We start from the raw sequence: 15,741 nt of genomic DNA on the forward strand, positions 1-15,741 counted from the left end.
TTCCGTTTGGTCCCGGACAATCTATGGACACAGCGTTTACAGCGCTGTAACGTCTGGCCCCAGGTCGCCGGAGAAGTCCTTGCCGGCTGCCCTGTCCGACCCTGCCCGCCGTCCTGGAAGGTGCCCACCGAGGATGTCCCGCCGTCCCAACATCCTGCTGCTGATGACCGACCAGCACCGTGCCGGTTTCACCGCCGGCTCCGGTCTGGACCTGGACACCATGCCGTGTCTGGACAAGGTCGCGGCCGCCGGTGCCGCCTTCGGCCGCGCGTACACGAGCTACCCGGCCTGTGTGCCCGCGCGGACCAGCCTGCTCACCGGCCGGTTCCCGACCGCCCACCGGGTCCGGCAGAACAGCGCCGCCAAGCACGCCCTGTACTCCGAGGACCTCCTCGACGTGCTGCGCGCCGCGGGGTACTCGCTGCACTTCTCCGGCAAGCCGCACATGTACCGGACGGCGGAGGACTTCGACAGCTTCCACGGACCGTTCCTGCACGACCACGGTCCGGCGGAGTCGGCGACGGACGCGGCCTTCGACCAGTGGCTGCACGAGCTGGACCACGGGGTCTCGGCGGAACCGACGCCGTTCCCGGTGGAGGCGCAGTTGCCGTACCGGATCGTGTCGGGCGCGATCGACGCGCTGGACTCGACCACCGAGGAGGACCCGTTCTTCCTCTGGGTCTCGTTCCCCGAACCGCACAACCCGTACCAGGTGCCGGAGCCGTACTTCAGCGAGTTCGCCGAGTCGGAGGTGCCCGAGCGGCTGGCCGGGCCGGAGGCGATTCCCGAGCTCGGCTGGCGGTACCGCTGGCTGCACGAGCTGACCACCGGCAAGCGGCCCGGGTACGACGACGCGTGGCGGCGGTACCGGGCCAACTACCTCGGCATGCTGCGGCTGATCGACGACCAGATCGCCCGGTTGCTCGACCGGCTCGGTGATCGGCTGGACGACACGCTGGTGGTGTTCGTCAGCGACCACGGCGACTACGTCGGCGAGTACGGGCTGCAGCGCAAGGGCGCCGGCATGTCCGACTTCCTGATGCGGATCCCGTTCGTAATCAGCGGGCCCGGCGTCACGGCGGGGCCGCGGGACGAGCTGGTCTCGATGGTCGACCTGTTCCCGACCCTGTGCGAGCTGGTCGGGGCCGACCTGCCCGCCGGGGTCCAGGGCCGCAGCCTCGCCCCGGTCCTGGCCGGCGAGCCGGGGCCCGAGTCCGAGTTCGGCAGCATCTACGCCGAGCTCGGGTACGGCGGCGTCTCGTACGACGAGGACGACCGGCCCGCACTGCACTTCCCCTACGAGGGGCGCACGTATGACGAGCTGAACAGCGTCACCCAGAGCGGTGGCGAACGGATGGTGGTCAGCGGCGACCACAAGCTGATCGTGGACGACCGCGGCCGCCGCCGGCTGTACGACCTGCGCGCCGATCCGGCCGAGCTGGTCGACCTGTCCGACGACCCCGCCCACCGGGCCGTGTCCGACGCCCTGCAGGCCACCTTGGTGCGCTGGCTGATCCGCGTCGCCGACGACCTCCCGGTCGGGGTCTACACACCGAAGACGACCAAGCACAACTGGCGTTGGTCCTGAGGGACCGGCGCCGGCGTACCTCACCCCTGGAGGCACACGATGGCAGGACTCACCCGACGGTCATTTCTCGGGTTCGGAGCGGCGACCGCGGCGGCCGTGGCGCTGCCCGGTTGCGGCGGCGGTGACAGCGGCGGATCCGCCGACGGGCTGCGGGTCGCCTGGTACGGCGGCGATCCGGTGCACAAGGCGATGGACAAGGCGCTCGCCGACTTCACCGCCGACCACGCGGACCTGAAGCTCAGTACCGAGCGCGCCGCGTTCGGCGACTACTGGGACAAGCTGGCGACGCAGACCGCCGGCCGCAAGGGCCCGGACGTTTTCCGGATGTCGATGAGCTACTACTCCGAGTACGCCCAGCGCGGCGCCCTGCTCGACCTGACCGACAAGGCCGGCAGCGCGATCAAGGTGGACACGCTCGACAAGGACGTCGCGGAGAGCGGCCGGATCGACGGCAAGCTGATGGGGATCGGGCAGTCCTCGATCACGCACGCGACGTTCCGCAATCCGCAGCTGGTCGAGAAGCTCGGCGGCAAGCTGCCGGCCGAGTGGAGCTGGGACAGCTTCGCCACCTTCGCGAAGGACTTCGCGGGCGACGCCGGCCCGGGCAAGTACGGCACCGGGGACGCCGGCGGGCAGTTCCAGATCTTCGAGGTCTGGTCCCGCGAGTACGGCACCGAGGTGTTCGCCGACGGCAAGCTGGCGGTCGCCAAGGACGTGATCGAGGGCTGGTTCGCGTACTGGCAGGACCTGCGCAAGGCGAAGGCGGCGCCGGGCGCGGATGTGACGGCGGAGGGTGGTTCGTTCGAGACCTCGCAGCTGTCGAAGGGCGCGTCGCCGATCGAGTTCGGCTGGGTCCAGCAGCTCGCCTTCTACCAGCCGCTGGTCAAGGACGCCGAGCTCGTCGTCGGTGCCGTCCCGGGCCGGACCGCGGGCTCGCTGAAGGGCCAGTTCCTCAAGGCGCTCGACTTCTGGTCGGTCTCCGGGACGACCAAGAACCCCGACGGCGCCGCCCAGGTGATCGACTTCCTGGTGAACGACGACCGCGCGGTGAAGGCGATCGGGCTCACCCTCGGGGTCCCGCCGTCGAAGAAGTCCCGCGACCTGCTCGCCGCCCAGCCGAACACCCCGGCCGGCCGCGCGATCGCGTACGTCGAGCAGATCGAGCAGCAGGTCGGCCCGTCGCCGCAGCCCTGGCCGAAGGGATACGGCGAACTGGGCACCGTGTTCACCCGGCTCAACCAGGACATCGGGTTCGGCCGGACCGACCCCGCGGCCGCGGCGGACAAGTTCGCCTCCGAGGCCGGCCGGGTCCTGGGCGCATGATCAGCAAGACCCTCCCCGGCCGGTTGCGGGAGAGCCTGCCCGCGTACGCGTTCCTGGCGCCGTGGCTGATCGGGCTGTTCGGGCTCACCCTGATCCCGATGGTGTTGTCGCTGTACTACTCGTTCACCGACTACAGCCTGCTCGCCCCACCGGTCTGGGAAGGTCTGGCGAACTACCAGCGGATGCTGTCCGACGACCGGTACCAGCACTCGCTGGTGGTGACCTTCACCTACGTGTTGCTGTCGGTGCCGCTGGAGATGGTGTTCGCGCTCGCGGTCGCCGTCGTCCTGAACCAGGGGCTGAAGGCGGTCGCGTTCTACCGGGCCGTGTACTACGTGCCCAGTCTGCTCGGCGGCAGCGTCGCGATCGCGATCCTGTGGCGGCAGATCTTCGGCGCGGACGGCCTGGTGAACCAGGTGCTCGGCACGGTCGGCCTGGACGGGCCCGGCTGGATCTCCTCGCCGGACACGTCGCTGTTCACGCTGGTCCTGCTGCGGGTCTGGCAGTTCGGCGCGCCGATGGTGATCTTCCTGGCCGGGCTGCGGCAGATCCCGGGGGACGTGCTGGAGGCCGCCGAGGTGGACGGCGCCGGGCGGGTCCGCCGGTTCGTCCACATCACGCTGCCGCTGTTGTCGCCGATCATCTTCTTCAACCTGGTCCTGCAGATCATCGGCGCGTTCCAGGCGTTCACACCGGCCTTCATCGTGTCCGGCGGCAGCGGCGGCCCGTCCGACTCGACGCTCTTCTACACCTTGTACCTCTACCAGAAGGCGTTCGGCAGTTTCGAGATGGGCTACGCGGCCGCGATGGCCTGGGTCCTGCTGCTGATCATCGCCGGATTCACCGCGGCCAACTTCGTGATGGGCAAGCGGTGGGTCTTCTACGCCGACGAACGGGAGGCCCGATGAGTACGCCGGTCCGCCAGCGCCCGCCCCGGACCGAGAGCGCGCCCAGGTCGGTACCACGGCGCACCCGCGCCGCGAACCGGCAAGGGCTGATGTCGCGCCGTACCGTCGCCCATGCCGCGATCATCCTGATCGGCCTGGTGATGGTCTACCCGTTGGTGTGGATGCTCAGCAGTTCGTTCGAGCCGACGACCGAGATCTTCGGCTCCACCTCGCTGGTCCCGAAGTCGCCGAGCCTGGACAACTACTCGGCCGGCTGGTCGGGTCCGGGCGCGCCGTTCTCGGTGTACCTGCTGAACTCGTTGCTGATCTGCGCGCTGACGATCGTCGGCAACGTGCTGTCCTGCTCGCTCGCGGCGTACGCGTTCGCGCGGATGTCGTTCGTCGGCCGCCGGGTGCTGTTCGGGGTGATGCTCGGCACGATCATGTTGCCGGCGCACGTCACGCTGATCGCGCAGTACTCGATCTTCCGCGACCTCGGCTGGGTGGACACCTACCTGCCGCTGGTGGTGCCGAAGTTCCTCGGGACCGAGGCGTTCTTCATCTTCCTGATGGTGCAGTTCATCCGCGGGCTGCCGCGGGAGCTGGACGAGGCGGCCCGGATCGACGGCTGCGGGGTGTTCCAGATCTACCTGCGGATCGTGCTGCCGTTGCTGCGCCCGGCGCTGGTGACGACGGCGATCTTCTCCTTCATCTGGAGCTACAACGACTTCTTCACCGCGCTGATCTACGTGTCCGACCCGGCCAGACTGACCGTACCGCTGGCGCTGCGCACGTTCCTGGACTCGTCCGGGCAGTCGGAGTGGGGCCAGATGTTCGCGATGAGCCTGGTCACGATGGTGCCGGTGCTGGTGGCGTTCGTGCTGTTCCAGCGGCGCATCGTCGAGGGGGTCGCCACCACCGGCCTGAAGTGATCCGGCGGGTAGCCTGTCGGGCGTGATCGGCGAGGAGCGGTGCGGGTGACGAGCAGACCGAGGCTGGCCGACGTGGCCGCGCGGGCGGGCGTGTCGATGAAGACCGTCTCGAACGTGATCAACGACTTCCGGCACGTCGCGCCCGAGACCAGGGCCAAGGTGCAGGCCGCGATCGACGAGATCGGGTACCGGCCGAACCTGTCCGCCCGCAACCTCGCACTCGGCCGGGCCGGCCTGATCGCGCTGGTGGTTCCCCAGCTCGACATGCCGTACTTCGCGGCGCTGTCCGGGCAGATCCTGGAGGCGGCCGCCCGGCACAACTGGGTGGTACTGATCCAGCAGACCGGGGAGGACACCTCGGTCGAGCGGGACGCGCTGGCCGGACACTTCCCGCAGCGGATCGACGGACTGATTCTGAGCTCGCCACGGATCCGGCCGGCCGATCTGCGCAAGCGGACCGACCGGACCCCGCTGGTGATGCTGGGGGAGCGGAACTTCCAAGGCATCGCGCAGCACGTCTCGATCGACAACGTCGCCGCCTCCGAGACCGCGGTGAACCACCTGATCGAGCGGGGCCGGCGGCGGATCGCGATCATCGGGACGCGACCGACCGACCGGCAGCACCCCCGGCTCGCGGGGTACCGGCGGGCCCTGCGCGCGGCCGGGCTGCCCGAGTCGGACGACCTGATCAGGCCGATCCGGAACAACCTCGGCGAGGAGGGCGAGCTGCAGATGGCCGCGTTGCTCGCCGAGCACCGGAACCGGCCGCCGGACGCGGTGTTCTGCGTGACCGACTGGGTGGCGCTGGGCGTCATCCGCGCACTGCAGACCCACGGCCTCCGGGTGCCGGACGACGTCGCGGTGGTCGGGTTCGACGACATCCCGTACGGCCGCGCCGCGACTCCGACGCTGACCACGATCTCGCCCGACCGGGCCGCGATCGCCCGGTTGTCGGTCGAGTCCTTGCTCGCGCAGATGGAGGCCGCCGCGAGCGGGACGCCGTACGAGGTGTCCGAACAACCGGTCGGGTACGAGCTGGTCGTCCGCGAGAGCACGGGCGGTTAGGGTCGTGTCCGGCGATCCTCCGCCTGCCGCGCCGCGAGGGTAGTTGCGTCGGACCTCCGTGTGGCCGACTTGACCTTGTCACGGTGACAACGTTTTGGCTGGGGACCGGAGGTGGTTCTCGTGAGTACGAGGTACAGCGACGCGCTGCAGGCGGCTGAAACGTCCGCGCGTCTGCGGGCGGCGATGGCGGCAGGGACGCAGGTACCGGCTGGTGTGGAACTGGTCGAGGCGTTGGTGGTCCGGTGTGGCGTGGAGCCGGACTTCTTCGTGCGGGACATGCTGACTTGGGCGTTGGTCCAGCTGCCGGCGGAGCTGACGGTGCCGCGGGTCGTGGCGGAGTTGCGGTCCGGGAACGCCCAGGCCCGGAGTCAGGCCCTGCACACTTTGTCCAAGATCGGCGACCCGGCGACCTGGTCGGCGATCACCGTGGAGTTGCTGCACGATGCCGACGACGAGGTCGCGCGGACTGCCTGGCGGACGGCGGTCGGGCTGGTGCCGTACGGCGAGGAGGAGCAGTTGGCTGGAGAGCTGGTGACGGAGCTGGGGCGCGGTACACGGGACGTACAGCTGAGCCTCAGCCGCGCCCTGGTCGCGCTCGGTACGGCGGCCGAGGGCCCGCTGACCTCAGCGCTGTCGAGCGCGAGGCCGGAGGTGCGGGCGCACGCGCGGGCCACGGAGCAGCTGCTGCGGAATCCCGGCGCCGACCTCGGGACGGCGCTCGACGAGGCGAGGCGAGCCGTTGCTCTCGGCCCCCAACAGGTACGGGACCGGCGTGCTCATCGGTGAGGTGGCTCGCCGGTCCGGGGTGAGTGCACGGATGCTCAGGCATTACGACCGCCTCGGGCTGGTGAGCCCGACCGGCCGGACCGTGGGCGGCTACCGCGAGTACGCCGCGGACGACATCCGGCGGATCTTCCACGTCGAGGCCTTGCGTTCGCTGGGGCTGACGCTGCGGGAGATCGGCCGTGCCCTCGACGATCCCGAATTCACCCCGGGCGGACTGCTGGGTGAGCTGGTCCAGCGGACCGAGGAGCGGTTGCGCCAGGAGCAGGAGCTGCTCGACCGGCTCCAAGCGATCGACTCCGCCGGGCCGGACGACTGGCCCGATGTCCTCCGCGTCGTCGAGCTGCTCCGCGGCCTCGATTCGGTCGACGCCGCCCGTCGCCAGCAGGCCGCCCTCACCCCGGACGACGAACTGCCCAGCGAAGTACTGGCCGCCGCCCTGCTCACCGAGTCCGACCCCAACGTGGCCGGTGCCCTGCGCTGGGCCCTCGCACGGTCCACGGACGACGTCCTGGCGGCGCTGGCTCCCGCGCTTCGCTCGGCCGACCTGGTCATCCGCCGCCGTGCGATCGTCGCGATCGCCGAGGTGCCCGGCGCGGACGCGACCGCAGTCCTCACAGGTGCCCTGGAGGACCTCGATCTGACCGTCCGCAAACACGCCGCGATCGCCCTCGGCCGCCGCGGGGAGACCGCGGCTGTCCCGACCCTGATCACTCTCGTCGTCGAAGGTCTCAACGACGTCGAAGCCGCCGAGACGCTCGCGATGATCCCCGACGCCGGACCTGAGATCCTGGCCGTACTCCGCGCCGAGCTGGCCGCTCCAGGAACCGCGCCCGACGCACGGATCCGCCTCGCCCAGGCCCTCGGCGAGCTTCCCCAAGGCCTCACCCGCGAGACCCTCCAGTCCCTCGTCCGGGACCCGGAACACGCGGTCGCCCTGACCGCCAAGGCCCTGCTCGCCTGACCGGCAGTCACTTGACGGCCCCTTGCATCAGTGCCTTGACGAAGTTGCGTTGGAAGATCAGGAAGATCACCAGGGACGGCAGGATGATCAGGAGGGAGCCGGCGCACAGGAGCACTGTGTCGGTGCCGTACTGGCCTTGGAAGGCACCCAGCCCACCGGCCACGGTCCGTTTCGTCGGGTCGTCGACGAGCACGAGGGGCAGCAGGTACTGGTTCCAGCTGGCGAGGAAGAAGAGCACGGACAGCGCCGACCACGCCGAGGTGGCGAGCGGCAGGTGGATGCGGCGGAACGTCTGCCAGGTGGTGGCGCCATCGACCTTCGCCGCTTCGGTGAGCGCCGGTTCGACGCCGAGAAAGTGCGCGCGCATCCAGAAGACTCCGAACGGCATGAGCAGGCCGATGAGGGGCAGGACGATCGCCAGTCGCGTCCCGAGCAGTCCCATGCTTCGCAGGTCGTAGTACAGCGGGGTGATCAGCGCCTCGAACGGCAGGGTGAGCCCGACGAGGAGAAGGCCGTAGATCGCCCTGCCGAAGGGCACGTTCAGCTGAGCGAGCGCGTAGCCCGCGGCGGTGGCCATGGCGACCGTGGCCGGGACGACGCCCAGGACGATGAGCGCGCTCGAGCGGAACAGGGCGATGAGATTGGCCGCGCTCCAAGCGTCGACGAAGTTGTGCCAGTGCGGGTCGCTCGGCCAGCTGAGGCCTTGCGGCGTGCTACCTGGAGCGGCGAGTGCCGTGGTGAACATGCTCAGCAGCGGCACGATCGCGAACAACATCAGCGCGAGCAGGATCGCGGTACGCGTTACTCGGTGGGCGAGCCCCGATGTGGTCATTGCTGTCTCCCGAGACGCTGGATCGGCCAGATCACCAGCAACACAAGCGCGGCCAGGAACACCGACAGCGCCGAGGCCTGGCTGATGTGTTGCTGCAGGAAGGTCAACCGGTAGATCTGTACGCCAGGGACCATCGTCTGGTAGCCGGGTCCGCCTTGCGTCGCGATCTGGACGACGTCGAAGCTCGCCAACGCGGCGATGATCGTGAAGGTCGTGCACACGACGAGTTCTCGCCGCAGGCCGGGCAGCGTCACGGCGACGAACTCGCTGATCCGGCCGGCGCCGTCCAGCCGGGCCGCCTCGTACAGCGCCGGGTCGATCTTGCCGATACCCGCGAGCAGCAGCACCGTGCAGAACCCGAGCATGACCCAGACTCCGATCACACCGACCGCAGGCAGGGCGAACGTGAAGTCACCGAGCCAGGCCCGCGTGTACCGATCGAGGCCGACCGCGCGCAGGACCTGATTGACCAGCCCGTCCGACGAGTACATCCACGTCCACGCGATCCCGGCCGCGACCAGCGGAAGCACCTGCGGGACGAACAGTACGATCCGGGCGGTGGTGCTGAACGCGCCAGGCTTCAGTTCGCGGATGAACGACGCCGCGACCAGGCCGAGGCCCACGGGCAAGACCGTGTAGAAGAAGACGAGGACGAACGCGTGCACCACTGATTGCAGCAGCTCCGGCTGGGTGAAGATCGCTTTCCAGTTCTCGAGTCCGGCAGGCGTCGCGGGGCCGACGCCGTCCCAGTCGTAGAACGAGTACTGCACGGACTGGAGCATCGGGAGCAGCACGAAAGCGGCGTACATACCGAACGCCGGTGTGATCCAGAGGAGCGCGCTCCAGTTCCGCCGCCGGCGTCCGGGGGGACGCCGGGCAGTGGGCTGTCGTGCGGCAGGAGTGCTCCGCGGATCGGTCAGGGCCGAAGACTGCCGCACCGCCCTCGGGGCCGAGATCGACGGCACCGCATCACCTCCAGGTCGGCCGGCGATCATCGCCCGAGGTCGCGTTCGTAGTCGGACTGCACCTTGGCCGCGAACGACTCGGGCGTCGTCTTGCCGGCCAGCAGCAGCTGCGTCTGCGGGACAAGGCTGTTGACGTGGATCGAAGCGGTCGCATCCGCCATGAAGCCGACCAGTTCGTTGTTCTTCAGCAACTCCTGGAACGCGCTGACGGTGGCGGCGACCGCCGACCCCTCGGGCGCGGCCGGAACGGGCGCGTCCGAAGGGCCTGCCGGCACCAGACCGCCGAGTGTCACCGTCTCCTGCCGCGCCGACTGGTCCGTCTGGACGAAGTCCAGGAATGCGGCCGCGACATCCGCGTTGGGTGACCTCGCCGGGATCCCCAGGTTGGCGGCCGCGGTCATCGCGTACGACGGCCCACCGGCAACGTCGGGCGGGGCCAGGAAGAACCCGAACTGACCGGATCCGGTCTTGTCGAGTCCGGGAGCCTGCCAGTTGCCGCTCGGGAAGAACACGCCGTTGCCCTTGAGGAACTCGGCCGGTGCCCGGGTCTGGTCGATGTCGTTCACATCGGCCGGCAGGTATCCCGCCTCGCCCCAACGCTGCAACGTCGTGGCGGCCTTGACCGTCGCCTCCGTGTCGATACTTGCGCCGGGCTTGGTGTAGTTCCAGTCCTGGACGGCTTGCGCGTCACCGGCGTACGACATCACCAGGTTCTGCAGCGGATAGACGCTGCCGCCGTCCTTACCGTTGATCATGATCGGCTGCAGCCCGGCGTCCTTCGCCTTGGCGAGCAGTTGCTCGAACTCGGCGACAGTCGCCGGTGGCCGGGTCATACCGATCCGCTGCGCCAGCGCCTTGCTGTAATACACCCCGGTCAGGCCGAAACCGGCGCCGGCAGCGTACAACGGACCTGTTCCTCGCTCTCTGCCGTCCGCCGCGACACGGGTGGAGGCGAACTGCGACTGCGGCCACTTGTCCCACCCGTACGCCTTGGCATAGGGGTCGAGGCTGATCAGGAGGTGGTCCTTGGTCAGGTTTCCGAGCTGCGGCACGCGGACAAGGTCGGGCACGTTGTTCCCTGCGAGTGTGCGCGCGATGGTCGTGGTCAAGGTGGCGTAGTCCTGGTTCTCCACCTTGACCGTCACGTTGCTGTACTTGGCGCTGAACAGCTTGCCGAGGGCGGTGTAGAGCGGGACATCGACGCCACTGGTCACGAGCAGCTTCAGGGTGACCGGCTCGCTGCCGACACCGATGGACACCGGCTCGGAGGGCGCCGGGCCGGCTTCGGAGTTGCCGCCCGGTGCGCAGGCGGCGAGCAGCAGAGCAGCCGCCGCGGCGCCGGCTGCCGCCCGGAGAATTCCGCGGTACTGGGTCAGTGTTCGCACGAGAAGTCCTCGAGGCTCGATGGTGGGTGTGACTGGAACGCGTTTCGGACGGCGTCGCCGGCCCTGCCAACGGCGTGATGCGCGTCGGTCATGACGGCGAACATCTCGAAGAAGCCGTGGATCTGACCTGCGTACTCGATCAGGTCGACCGGGACGCCGGCCGCCTCCAGACGCCGGGCGTAGTCCTCGGCCTCGCGGCGGAGGAAATCGTGCTCGGCCGTGATGATCGTCGCGGGGGCGACACCGCGCACAGATTCAGCGTGCAGCGGCGAGGCGTACGAAGAGGTACGCACAGCAGGATCGGGAACGTAGGTCTCCCAGATGTACTGCAGCCGACGGTAGCTGTTCGGGCCGAAACCCGACCGGCCGGCGAACGTCTCGTACCGCCGCCGGAACGCGACCTTGTAGTCGGTGTTCTCAACGCTGTCGAGCGCTGGGTAGACGAGGAGTTGGGCGGCTAGTCGAACGCCTTCATCACGCGCCTTGAGCGCGGCCGCCGCGGCGAGATTGCCGCCCGAGCTGTCCCCGCCGACGGCCACACTGCCGAAGTTGCCGCGTGCCCAGGTGACGGCCGTCCAGGTGTCGTCGAAGCCGGCTGGAAACGGGTGCTCGGGCGCGAGCCGATAGTCGATGGACAGGACCGCGCACGCGGCCCGGTTCGCGAGTGCCCGGGCGACACCGTCCGCGGTGTCGAGGTCCCCATGGATCCAGCCGCCGCCGTGCGCCCAGACCAGCACCTCCTGTTCCGCGCCCGTGGGCCGGTAGAGCCGAGCCGGTACGCCGTTCGCGTCGACGCACTCGACGGAGGCCACCGGCGCGAGCTCGCCAGTCACGGCCAGGACTTTTGCCCGCGCGTCCGCCCGCACGGCCGCGATTTCGGCGGACCACGGGTCAGGCGATGATCCGGAGCTGTCCAGGAAGGCCCGAACCTGCTCGTGCGGCCGGAGGGGAACGCCCTCGCGGTGGATGACCGGATTCTCCGGCCGGGAAGCTGCACTCATCCGATCGCGCCTCTCGCCAAAGTTCAGACCGAGTACTCAGTCTGTTTTTGGAAAAACTACCGAGTGCTCAGTCGGTTTGTCTATGCTTGGCGATGACGCTGTCCCGACCAGAGCGAGGAGCTCAACCGTGTCCGCTGCCCAGAACCCCAAGACCTCAGCGAAGGGCCTTGAGACACGGGAACGCATCATCGACGTCGCCGTACGGTTCATCGCCCGCAACGGCGCGCGCGGGACCAGCCTCGCCGACATCGCGGCCGAGGCCGGCGTGTCACAAACCGGGTTGCTCTACCACTTCCGCAGCAAGGAGGCGCTGCTCAACGCTGTCATGGATCGCCACCTGGCCTTCAGCGAGGAGTGGCTGTGGGGCGACGGAGATGACCCCGGCCTCAAGATCGTCGACGTCATCGCCAGGCACATCTCCAGCTGGCCGAGCCAGCACGACGACAAAGTGGCCAGTCTGCTCGGGATGAACACCGTCGTCCTCGGCGAGAACGTCAGCCCCGACACCGACCTCCACGCACGCCTGGTCGAGGGCTACCGAACAACGATCGACCGCGTGACGGCGACCCTGCGATCCGCGCAACAGCGCGGTGAGATGCGCGACGACATCGACCCGCGGCTCAAGGCAATGGAGATCATCACGTTCTGCTACGGCCTCGAAGCAGCGTGGTTGGTCGACCCGACGATCCCGGTCGCCGACGCAGCCGCTCACTGGGCGACCCAGCAGACCAGGCAGTTGGCCACCGAGCCGGCGCCGTCCTGACGGTCAGGACCCGGCCTGGCACTCCTTGCAGGTGCCGAAGATCTCCAGGGTGTGGCTGATGTCGGTGTAGCCGTGCTCGGCGGCGACCTTGTCGGCCCAGCGCTCGACGGCCGGGCCCTCGACCTCGACGGTGCGGCCGCAGTTCCGGCAGACCAGGTGGTGGTGGTGCCCCTTCGAGCAGCGCCGGTACGCGGTCTCGCCGTCGGCGGTCCGCAGCACGTCGACCTCACGCGAGTCGGCCAGCGCCTGCAGGGTCCGGTAGACGGTGGTCAGCCCGACGGCCTCGCCGGAGGACCGGAGCTCCTGGTGGATCTCCTGCGCGGTCCGGAAGTCGTCGAGGTTGTCGAGCGCGGAAGCGACCGCTGCGCGCTGACGGGTCGAGCGTGTTCCGATGGCCACCGTGCCTCCTGTCGTCTCGCCGTGGCTTGCCCGGCAATCGGCCATTCTTTCACTACGCGACAAGTCGAACTCTCAATGCTCGTCCCAGTGGTCCCCGTGCGCCGCATGCAGGTGCCCGTCGTGAACGTAGTCGACGTGGTCCCCGTGCTCCACCTTGGCGTGCCCGCAGGCCGGGTTGTGGTCGTGCGGGTGCCCCGGGCTGACCACATGCGGCTGGGGACCCGGTACGCCGATCTCGGGCTCCTCGTCGGCCAGCGGGACGACGTGACCGCGGCGGCGCCGGATCAGCGCACCCGCGACCGCGGCCACGACGAACCCGGCCAGCGCCAGGATCACGATGGTCGCGCCCGGAGCGACGTCCGCGTTGTACGAGGTGACGATGCCGGCCAGGCAGGCCACGACCCCGATCCCGCAGGCCGTGACGAACGTACTGCGGAACGACCGGGTCACCTGCTGCGCGGTCGCCACCGGCACCACCATCAAGGCGCTGACCAGCAGCAGGCCGACGGTCCGCATCGCCACCGTCACGGTCACGGCCGCCATCACCGCGATCACCAGGTTGAGCAGCTGCACCCGGAGTCCGGTGACGCGGGCGAACTCCTCGTCCTGGCAGACGGCGAACAGCTGCGGCCCAAGCCCGATCGCGACCACCAGGACGGCCACGGCCAGCCCGACCACGACGTACAGGTCGCTCGGGGACACCGTGGTGAGGGAGCCGAAGAGGAACGTGTTCAGGGTCGCCGCGCCCTGACCGGCCAGCCCGATCAGCAGGACGCCGCCCGCAATACCGCCGTAGAACAGCAGCGCCAGGGCCACGTCGCCGCTGGCCTTGCCGCGGGCCCGGATCAGCTCGATCGCGGTCGCGCCGGCGATCGCGACCAGGATCGCGGTCAGGGTCGGCGCGGTCTTGGTGAGCAGGCCGAGCGCGACCCCGGTGATGGCGATGTGCCCGATGCCGTCACCCATCAGCGACAACCGGCGCTGGACCAGGTACGTCCCGATGGCGGGCGCGGCCAGGCCGGTGAGCAGGCCGGCGATCAGGGCCCGCTGCATGAACTCCAGCTGGAACAAGGTCATGAGAGCAACCCCGGCTCGTCGTCGGCGACGTGCGGGTGCACGTGGGCGTGGGTCTGGGAGGCGTGCGGCGCCCCGTCGTACACGATCCGGCCGCGGCGCAGCACCACCGAGCGGTCGATCAGCGCGTCCATCGGGCCGAGGTCGTGGCTGACCATCACCACCGTGGTCCCGCGGGCGACCCGCTCCCGGATCGCGTCGGCGAAGATGCCCTGGCTGGCCAGGTCGACGCCGGCGGTCGGCTCGTCCAGGATCAGCAGGTCCGGGTCCGCCACGAGTGCGCGGGCGATCAGGACCCGCTGCTGCTGGCCGCCGGACAGTTCGGCGACGGCGTCCTTGCGCCGGTCCGCCATCGCGACGATCTCCAGCGCCTCGTCGATCGCGGCCCGGTCGGCCGCCTTCAACGGGCGGAACAGCCGCCGCTTCGAGAGCAACCCGGACGACACGACTTCCTGGACGGTCGCCGGGACACCACCGGCCGCGGTGATCCGCTGCGGGACATAGCCCACCTTGTTCCACTGGCGGAAGCGGGGGACCGGCGTACCGAACAGCTTCACCTGGCCGCGGGCCGCGGGGAGCAGGCCGACCATGGTCCGGATCAGGGTGGACTTGCCGGAGCCGTTGGTGCCGAGCACGGCCACCACCTCGCCCTGGCGGATCTGCAGGTCGACGCCCCGCAGGACGAGCCGGCCGCCCAGGTCGACCGAGAGATCGGCGACCTGGACGGCTTTGGGTGCGGAACCACCGTCCGGCCCCGGCGCGCGGGACCGGTCGGCGGGGTGGTCTTGAACGGTCACGCGCAGCTGTTCGCCTTCCGGAGTTCCTGCAGGTTCTCCCGCATCAGGGTGAGGTAGGTCTGCTCGGAGTTCGCGTCCGAGAGCCCCTCGATCGGGCTCAGGACCGCGGTCTTCACCTTGAGGTCGCGGGCGATCGACTCGGCCACCTTCGGGCTGACGAGCTCCTCGTAGAAGATCGTCGTCACCTGCTCGGCCCGCACGATGTCCTGGACCTCCTTGATCCGCTGGGGGGTCGGCTCGGCGTCCGGCGTGAAGCCCGCGATCCCGACCATCTGCAGACCGTACCGCTTCGCCAGGTAGGCGAACGCCTCGTGGCTGGTCACGAACGTCTTCAGCTTGCAAGTGGCCAGGCCGGACTTGAACTCGCCGTCCAGCTTCGTCACCTCGCCGAGCAGCTTCTTCGCGCGCTCCTTGTAACCGTCAGCGTGCGCTCCGTCGACCTCGACGAGCTTGTCCGTGACGGCCTGGACGACCCCCGCGTACCGGACCGGGTCGAGCCAGAAGTGCGGATCCACGTCCTCGTTGCCGGCCGAGCCGGGGAGCACGGCAGCCGGACCGCCGGCGCCGCCCTCTTCCTCGTGGTCGTGGTCCTCGAAGTGCGCGCCGGTCGCCTCGAGCTTCGCGGCCGGTGCGACGTCGAAGCCGGCGTCCTTCGCGTTCTGTTCGACGGCCTCGTCGACCGCGGGCTGCAGTCCCTTCTCGAACAGCACCAGCTTCGCCTCGGTGATCGTGCCGACCTGCTTCGGAGTGAGCTCCAGGTCGTGCGGCTCGACCCCGGGCGCCGTCAGCGTGGTCACGTTCACGGCGTCGCCCCCCACCTGCTCGGCGATGAACTGGAGCGGGTAGAACGAGGCGACCACGTCGACCTTGTCGCCGTCGCCGCCGGAGCCGCCGGTGGCGTCGCCGCCGCAACCTGCCAGAGTGAGGACCGCAAGGGCGGCGAGGCCGGCAGTGACAGCGCGCAGACTAGATCTCATGACAAT

16 protein-coding genes are annotated in these 15,741 nt (G+C 69.5%); 8 read left to right on the forward strand and 8 right to left on the reverse strand.

What is annotated here, in order from left to right; genetic code table 11:
• Positions 1-133: 133 nt before the first annotated feature.
• From FB561_RS20370 to FB561_RS20400, 7 genes are all read left to right on the forward strand, one after another.
• Positions 134-1,588: a sulfatase-like hydrolase/transferase gene (locus FB561_RS20370; protein WP_145808924.1), complete on the forward strand. Its 1,455-nt coding sequence runs from the start codon at positions 134-136 to the stop codon at positions 1,586-1,588.
• 39 nt (positions 1,589-1,627) lie between these two features.
• Positions 1,628-2,911: an ABC transporter substrate-binding protein gene (locus tag FB561_RS20375; RefSeq protein WP_145813203.1), complete on the forward strand. Its 1,284-nt coding sequence runs from the start codon at positions 1,628-1,630 to the stop codon at positions 2,909-2,911.
• A complete protein-coding gene (locus tag FB561_RS20380) occupies positions 2,908-3,819 on the forward strand; it encodes a carbohydrate ABC transporter permease (protein ID WP_145808926.1) in 912 nt (303 codons plus the stop codon). The genes FB561_RS20375 and FB561_RS20380 overlap by 4 nt, the downstream gene beginning before the upstream one ends.
• Complete coding sequence (locus tag FB561_RS20385) at positions 3,816-4,730, forward strand: carbohydrate ABC transporter permease (RefSeq protein WP_238334930.1); 915 nt, start codon at positions 3,816-3,818, stop codon at positions 4,728-4,730. The genes FB561_RS20380 and FB561_RS20385 overlap by 4 nt, the downstream gene beginning before the upstream one ends.
• A gap of 45 nt (positions 4,731-4,775) precedes the next feature.
• Positions 4,776-5,795 carry a LacI family DNA-binding transcriptional regulator gene (locus FB561_RS20390; protein WP_238334931.1) on the forward strand — a complete coding sequence of 340 codons (1,020 nt, stop codon included), beginning with the start codon at positions 4,776-4,778 and terminating at the stop codon, positions 5,793-5,795.
• 120 nt (positions 5,796-5,915) lie between these two features.
• A complete protein-coding gene (locus FB561_RS20395) occupies positions 5,916-6,581 on the forward strand; it encodes a HEAT repeat domain-containing protein (protein WP_238334932.1) in 666 nt (221 codons plus the stop codon).
• Between the two features lie 31 nt (positions 6,582-6,612).
• The gene (locus tag FB561_RS20400) at positions 6,613-7,542 is read left to right on the forward strand and encodes a HEAT repeat domain-containing protein (protein WP_238334933.1); all 930 of its coding nucleotides are present in this window, start codon (positions 6,613-6,615) and stop codon (positions 7,540-7,542) included.
• A 7-nt stretch (positions 7,543-7,549) separates the two neighbouring features.
• Here the strand turns inward: FB561_RS20400 and FB561_RS20405 are convergent, their stop codons facing one another.
• The 4 genes from FB561_RS20405 to FB561_RS20420 all read right to left on the reverse strand — a co-directional run bounded on the left by FB561_RS20405 (position 7,550) and on the right by FB561_RS20420 (position 11,725).
• On the reverse strand, positions 7,550-8,374 hold the full coding sequence (locus FB561_RS20405; protein WP_145808931.1) for a carbohydrate ABC transporter permease: 825 nt from the start codon (positions 8,372-8,374) through the stop codon (positions 7,550-7,552).
• On the reverse strand, positions 8,371-9,183 hold the full coding sequence (locus FB561_RS20410) for a carbohydrate ABC transporter permease (protein ID WP_202880683.1): 813 nt from the start codon (positions 9,181-9,183) through the stop codon (positions 8,371-8,373). The genes FB561_RS20405 and FB561_RS20410 overlap by 4 nt, the downstream gene beginning before the upstream one ends.
• A gap of 182 nt (positions 9,184-9,365) precedes the next feature.
• Complete coding sequence (locus FB561_RS20415) at positions 9,366-10,724, reverse strand: ABC transporter substrate-binding protein (RefSeq protein WP_170284725.1); 1,359 nt, start codon at positions 10,722-10,724, stop codon at positions 9,366-9,368.
• Entirely contained in the window at positions 10,712-11,725 is a 1,014-nt protein-coding gene (locus tag FB561_RS20420; protein ID WP_145808938.1) for an alpha/beta hydrolase, read from the reverse strand. Before FB561_RS20420 ends, FB561_RS20415 begins: the two co-directional genes overlap by 13 nt.
• Before the next feature lie 127 nt (positions 11,726-11,852).
• Between FB561_RS20420 and FB561_RS20425 the strand changes: the two genes are divergently transcribed.
• Positions 11,853-12,488 (forward strand): TetR/AcrR family transcriptional regulator, encoded by a 636-nt coding sequence (locus FB561_RS20425; RefSeq protein WP_170284726.1) that lies wholly within the window; start codon positions 11,853-11,855, stop codon positions 12,486-12,488.
• 3 nt (positions 12,489-12,491) lie between these two features.
• On the opposite strand, the gene FB561_RS20430 is transcribed toward FB561_RS20425, so the two are convergent.
• The 4 genes from FB561_RS20430 to FB561_RS20445 all read right to left on the reverse strand — a co-directional run bounded on the left by FB561_RS20430 (position 12,492) and on the right by FB561_RS20445 (position 15,735).
• On the reverse strand, positions 12,492-12,887 hold the full coding sequence (locus FB561_RS20430) for a Fur family transcriptional regulator (RefSeq protein WP_238334934.1): 396 nt from the start codon (positions 12,885-12,887) through the stop codon (positions 12,492-12,494).
• Positions 12,888-12,959: 72 nt separating this feature from the next.
• Positions 12,960-13,964, reverse strand: a complete 1,005-nt coding sequence (locus FB561_RS20435; RefSeq protein WP_145808948.1) for a metal ABC transporter permease — start codon at positions 13,962-13,964, stop codon at positions 12,960-12,962.
• Entirely contained in the window at positions 13,961-14,758 is a 798-nt protein-coding gene (locus tag FB561_RS20440; RefSeq protein ID WP_238334935.1) for a metal ABC transporter ATP-binding protein, read from the reverse strand. Before FB561_RS20440 ends, FB561_RS20435 begins: the two co-directional genes overlap by 4 nt.
• Positions 14,755-15,735 carry a metal ABC transporter substrate-binding protein gene (locus FB561_RS20445; RefSeq protein WP_238334936.1) on the reverse strand — a complete coding sequence of 327 codons (981 nt, stop codon included), beginning with the start codon at positions 15,733-15,735 and terminating at the stop codon, positions 14,755-14,757. Before FB561_RS20445 ends, FB561_RS20440 begins: the two co-directional genes overlap by 4 nt.
• Positions 15,736-15,741: the final 6 nt, after the last annotated feature.

Source organism: Kribbella amoyensis (assembly GCF_007828865.1).
In the GTDB taxonomy this organism is placed as follows: Bacteria; Actinomycetota; Actinomycetes; order Propionibacteriales; family Kribbellaceae; genus Kribbella; species Kribbella amoyensis.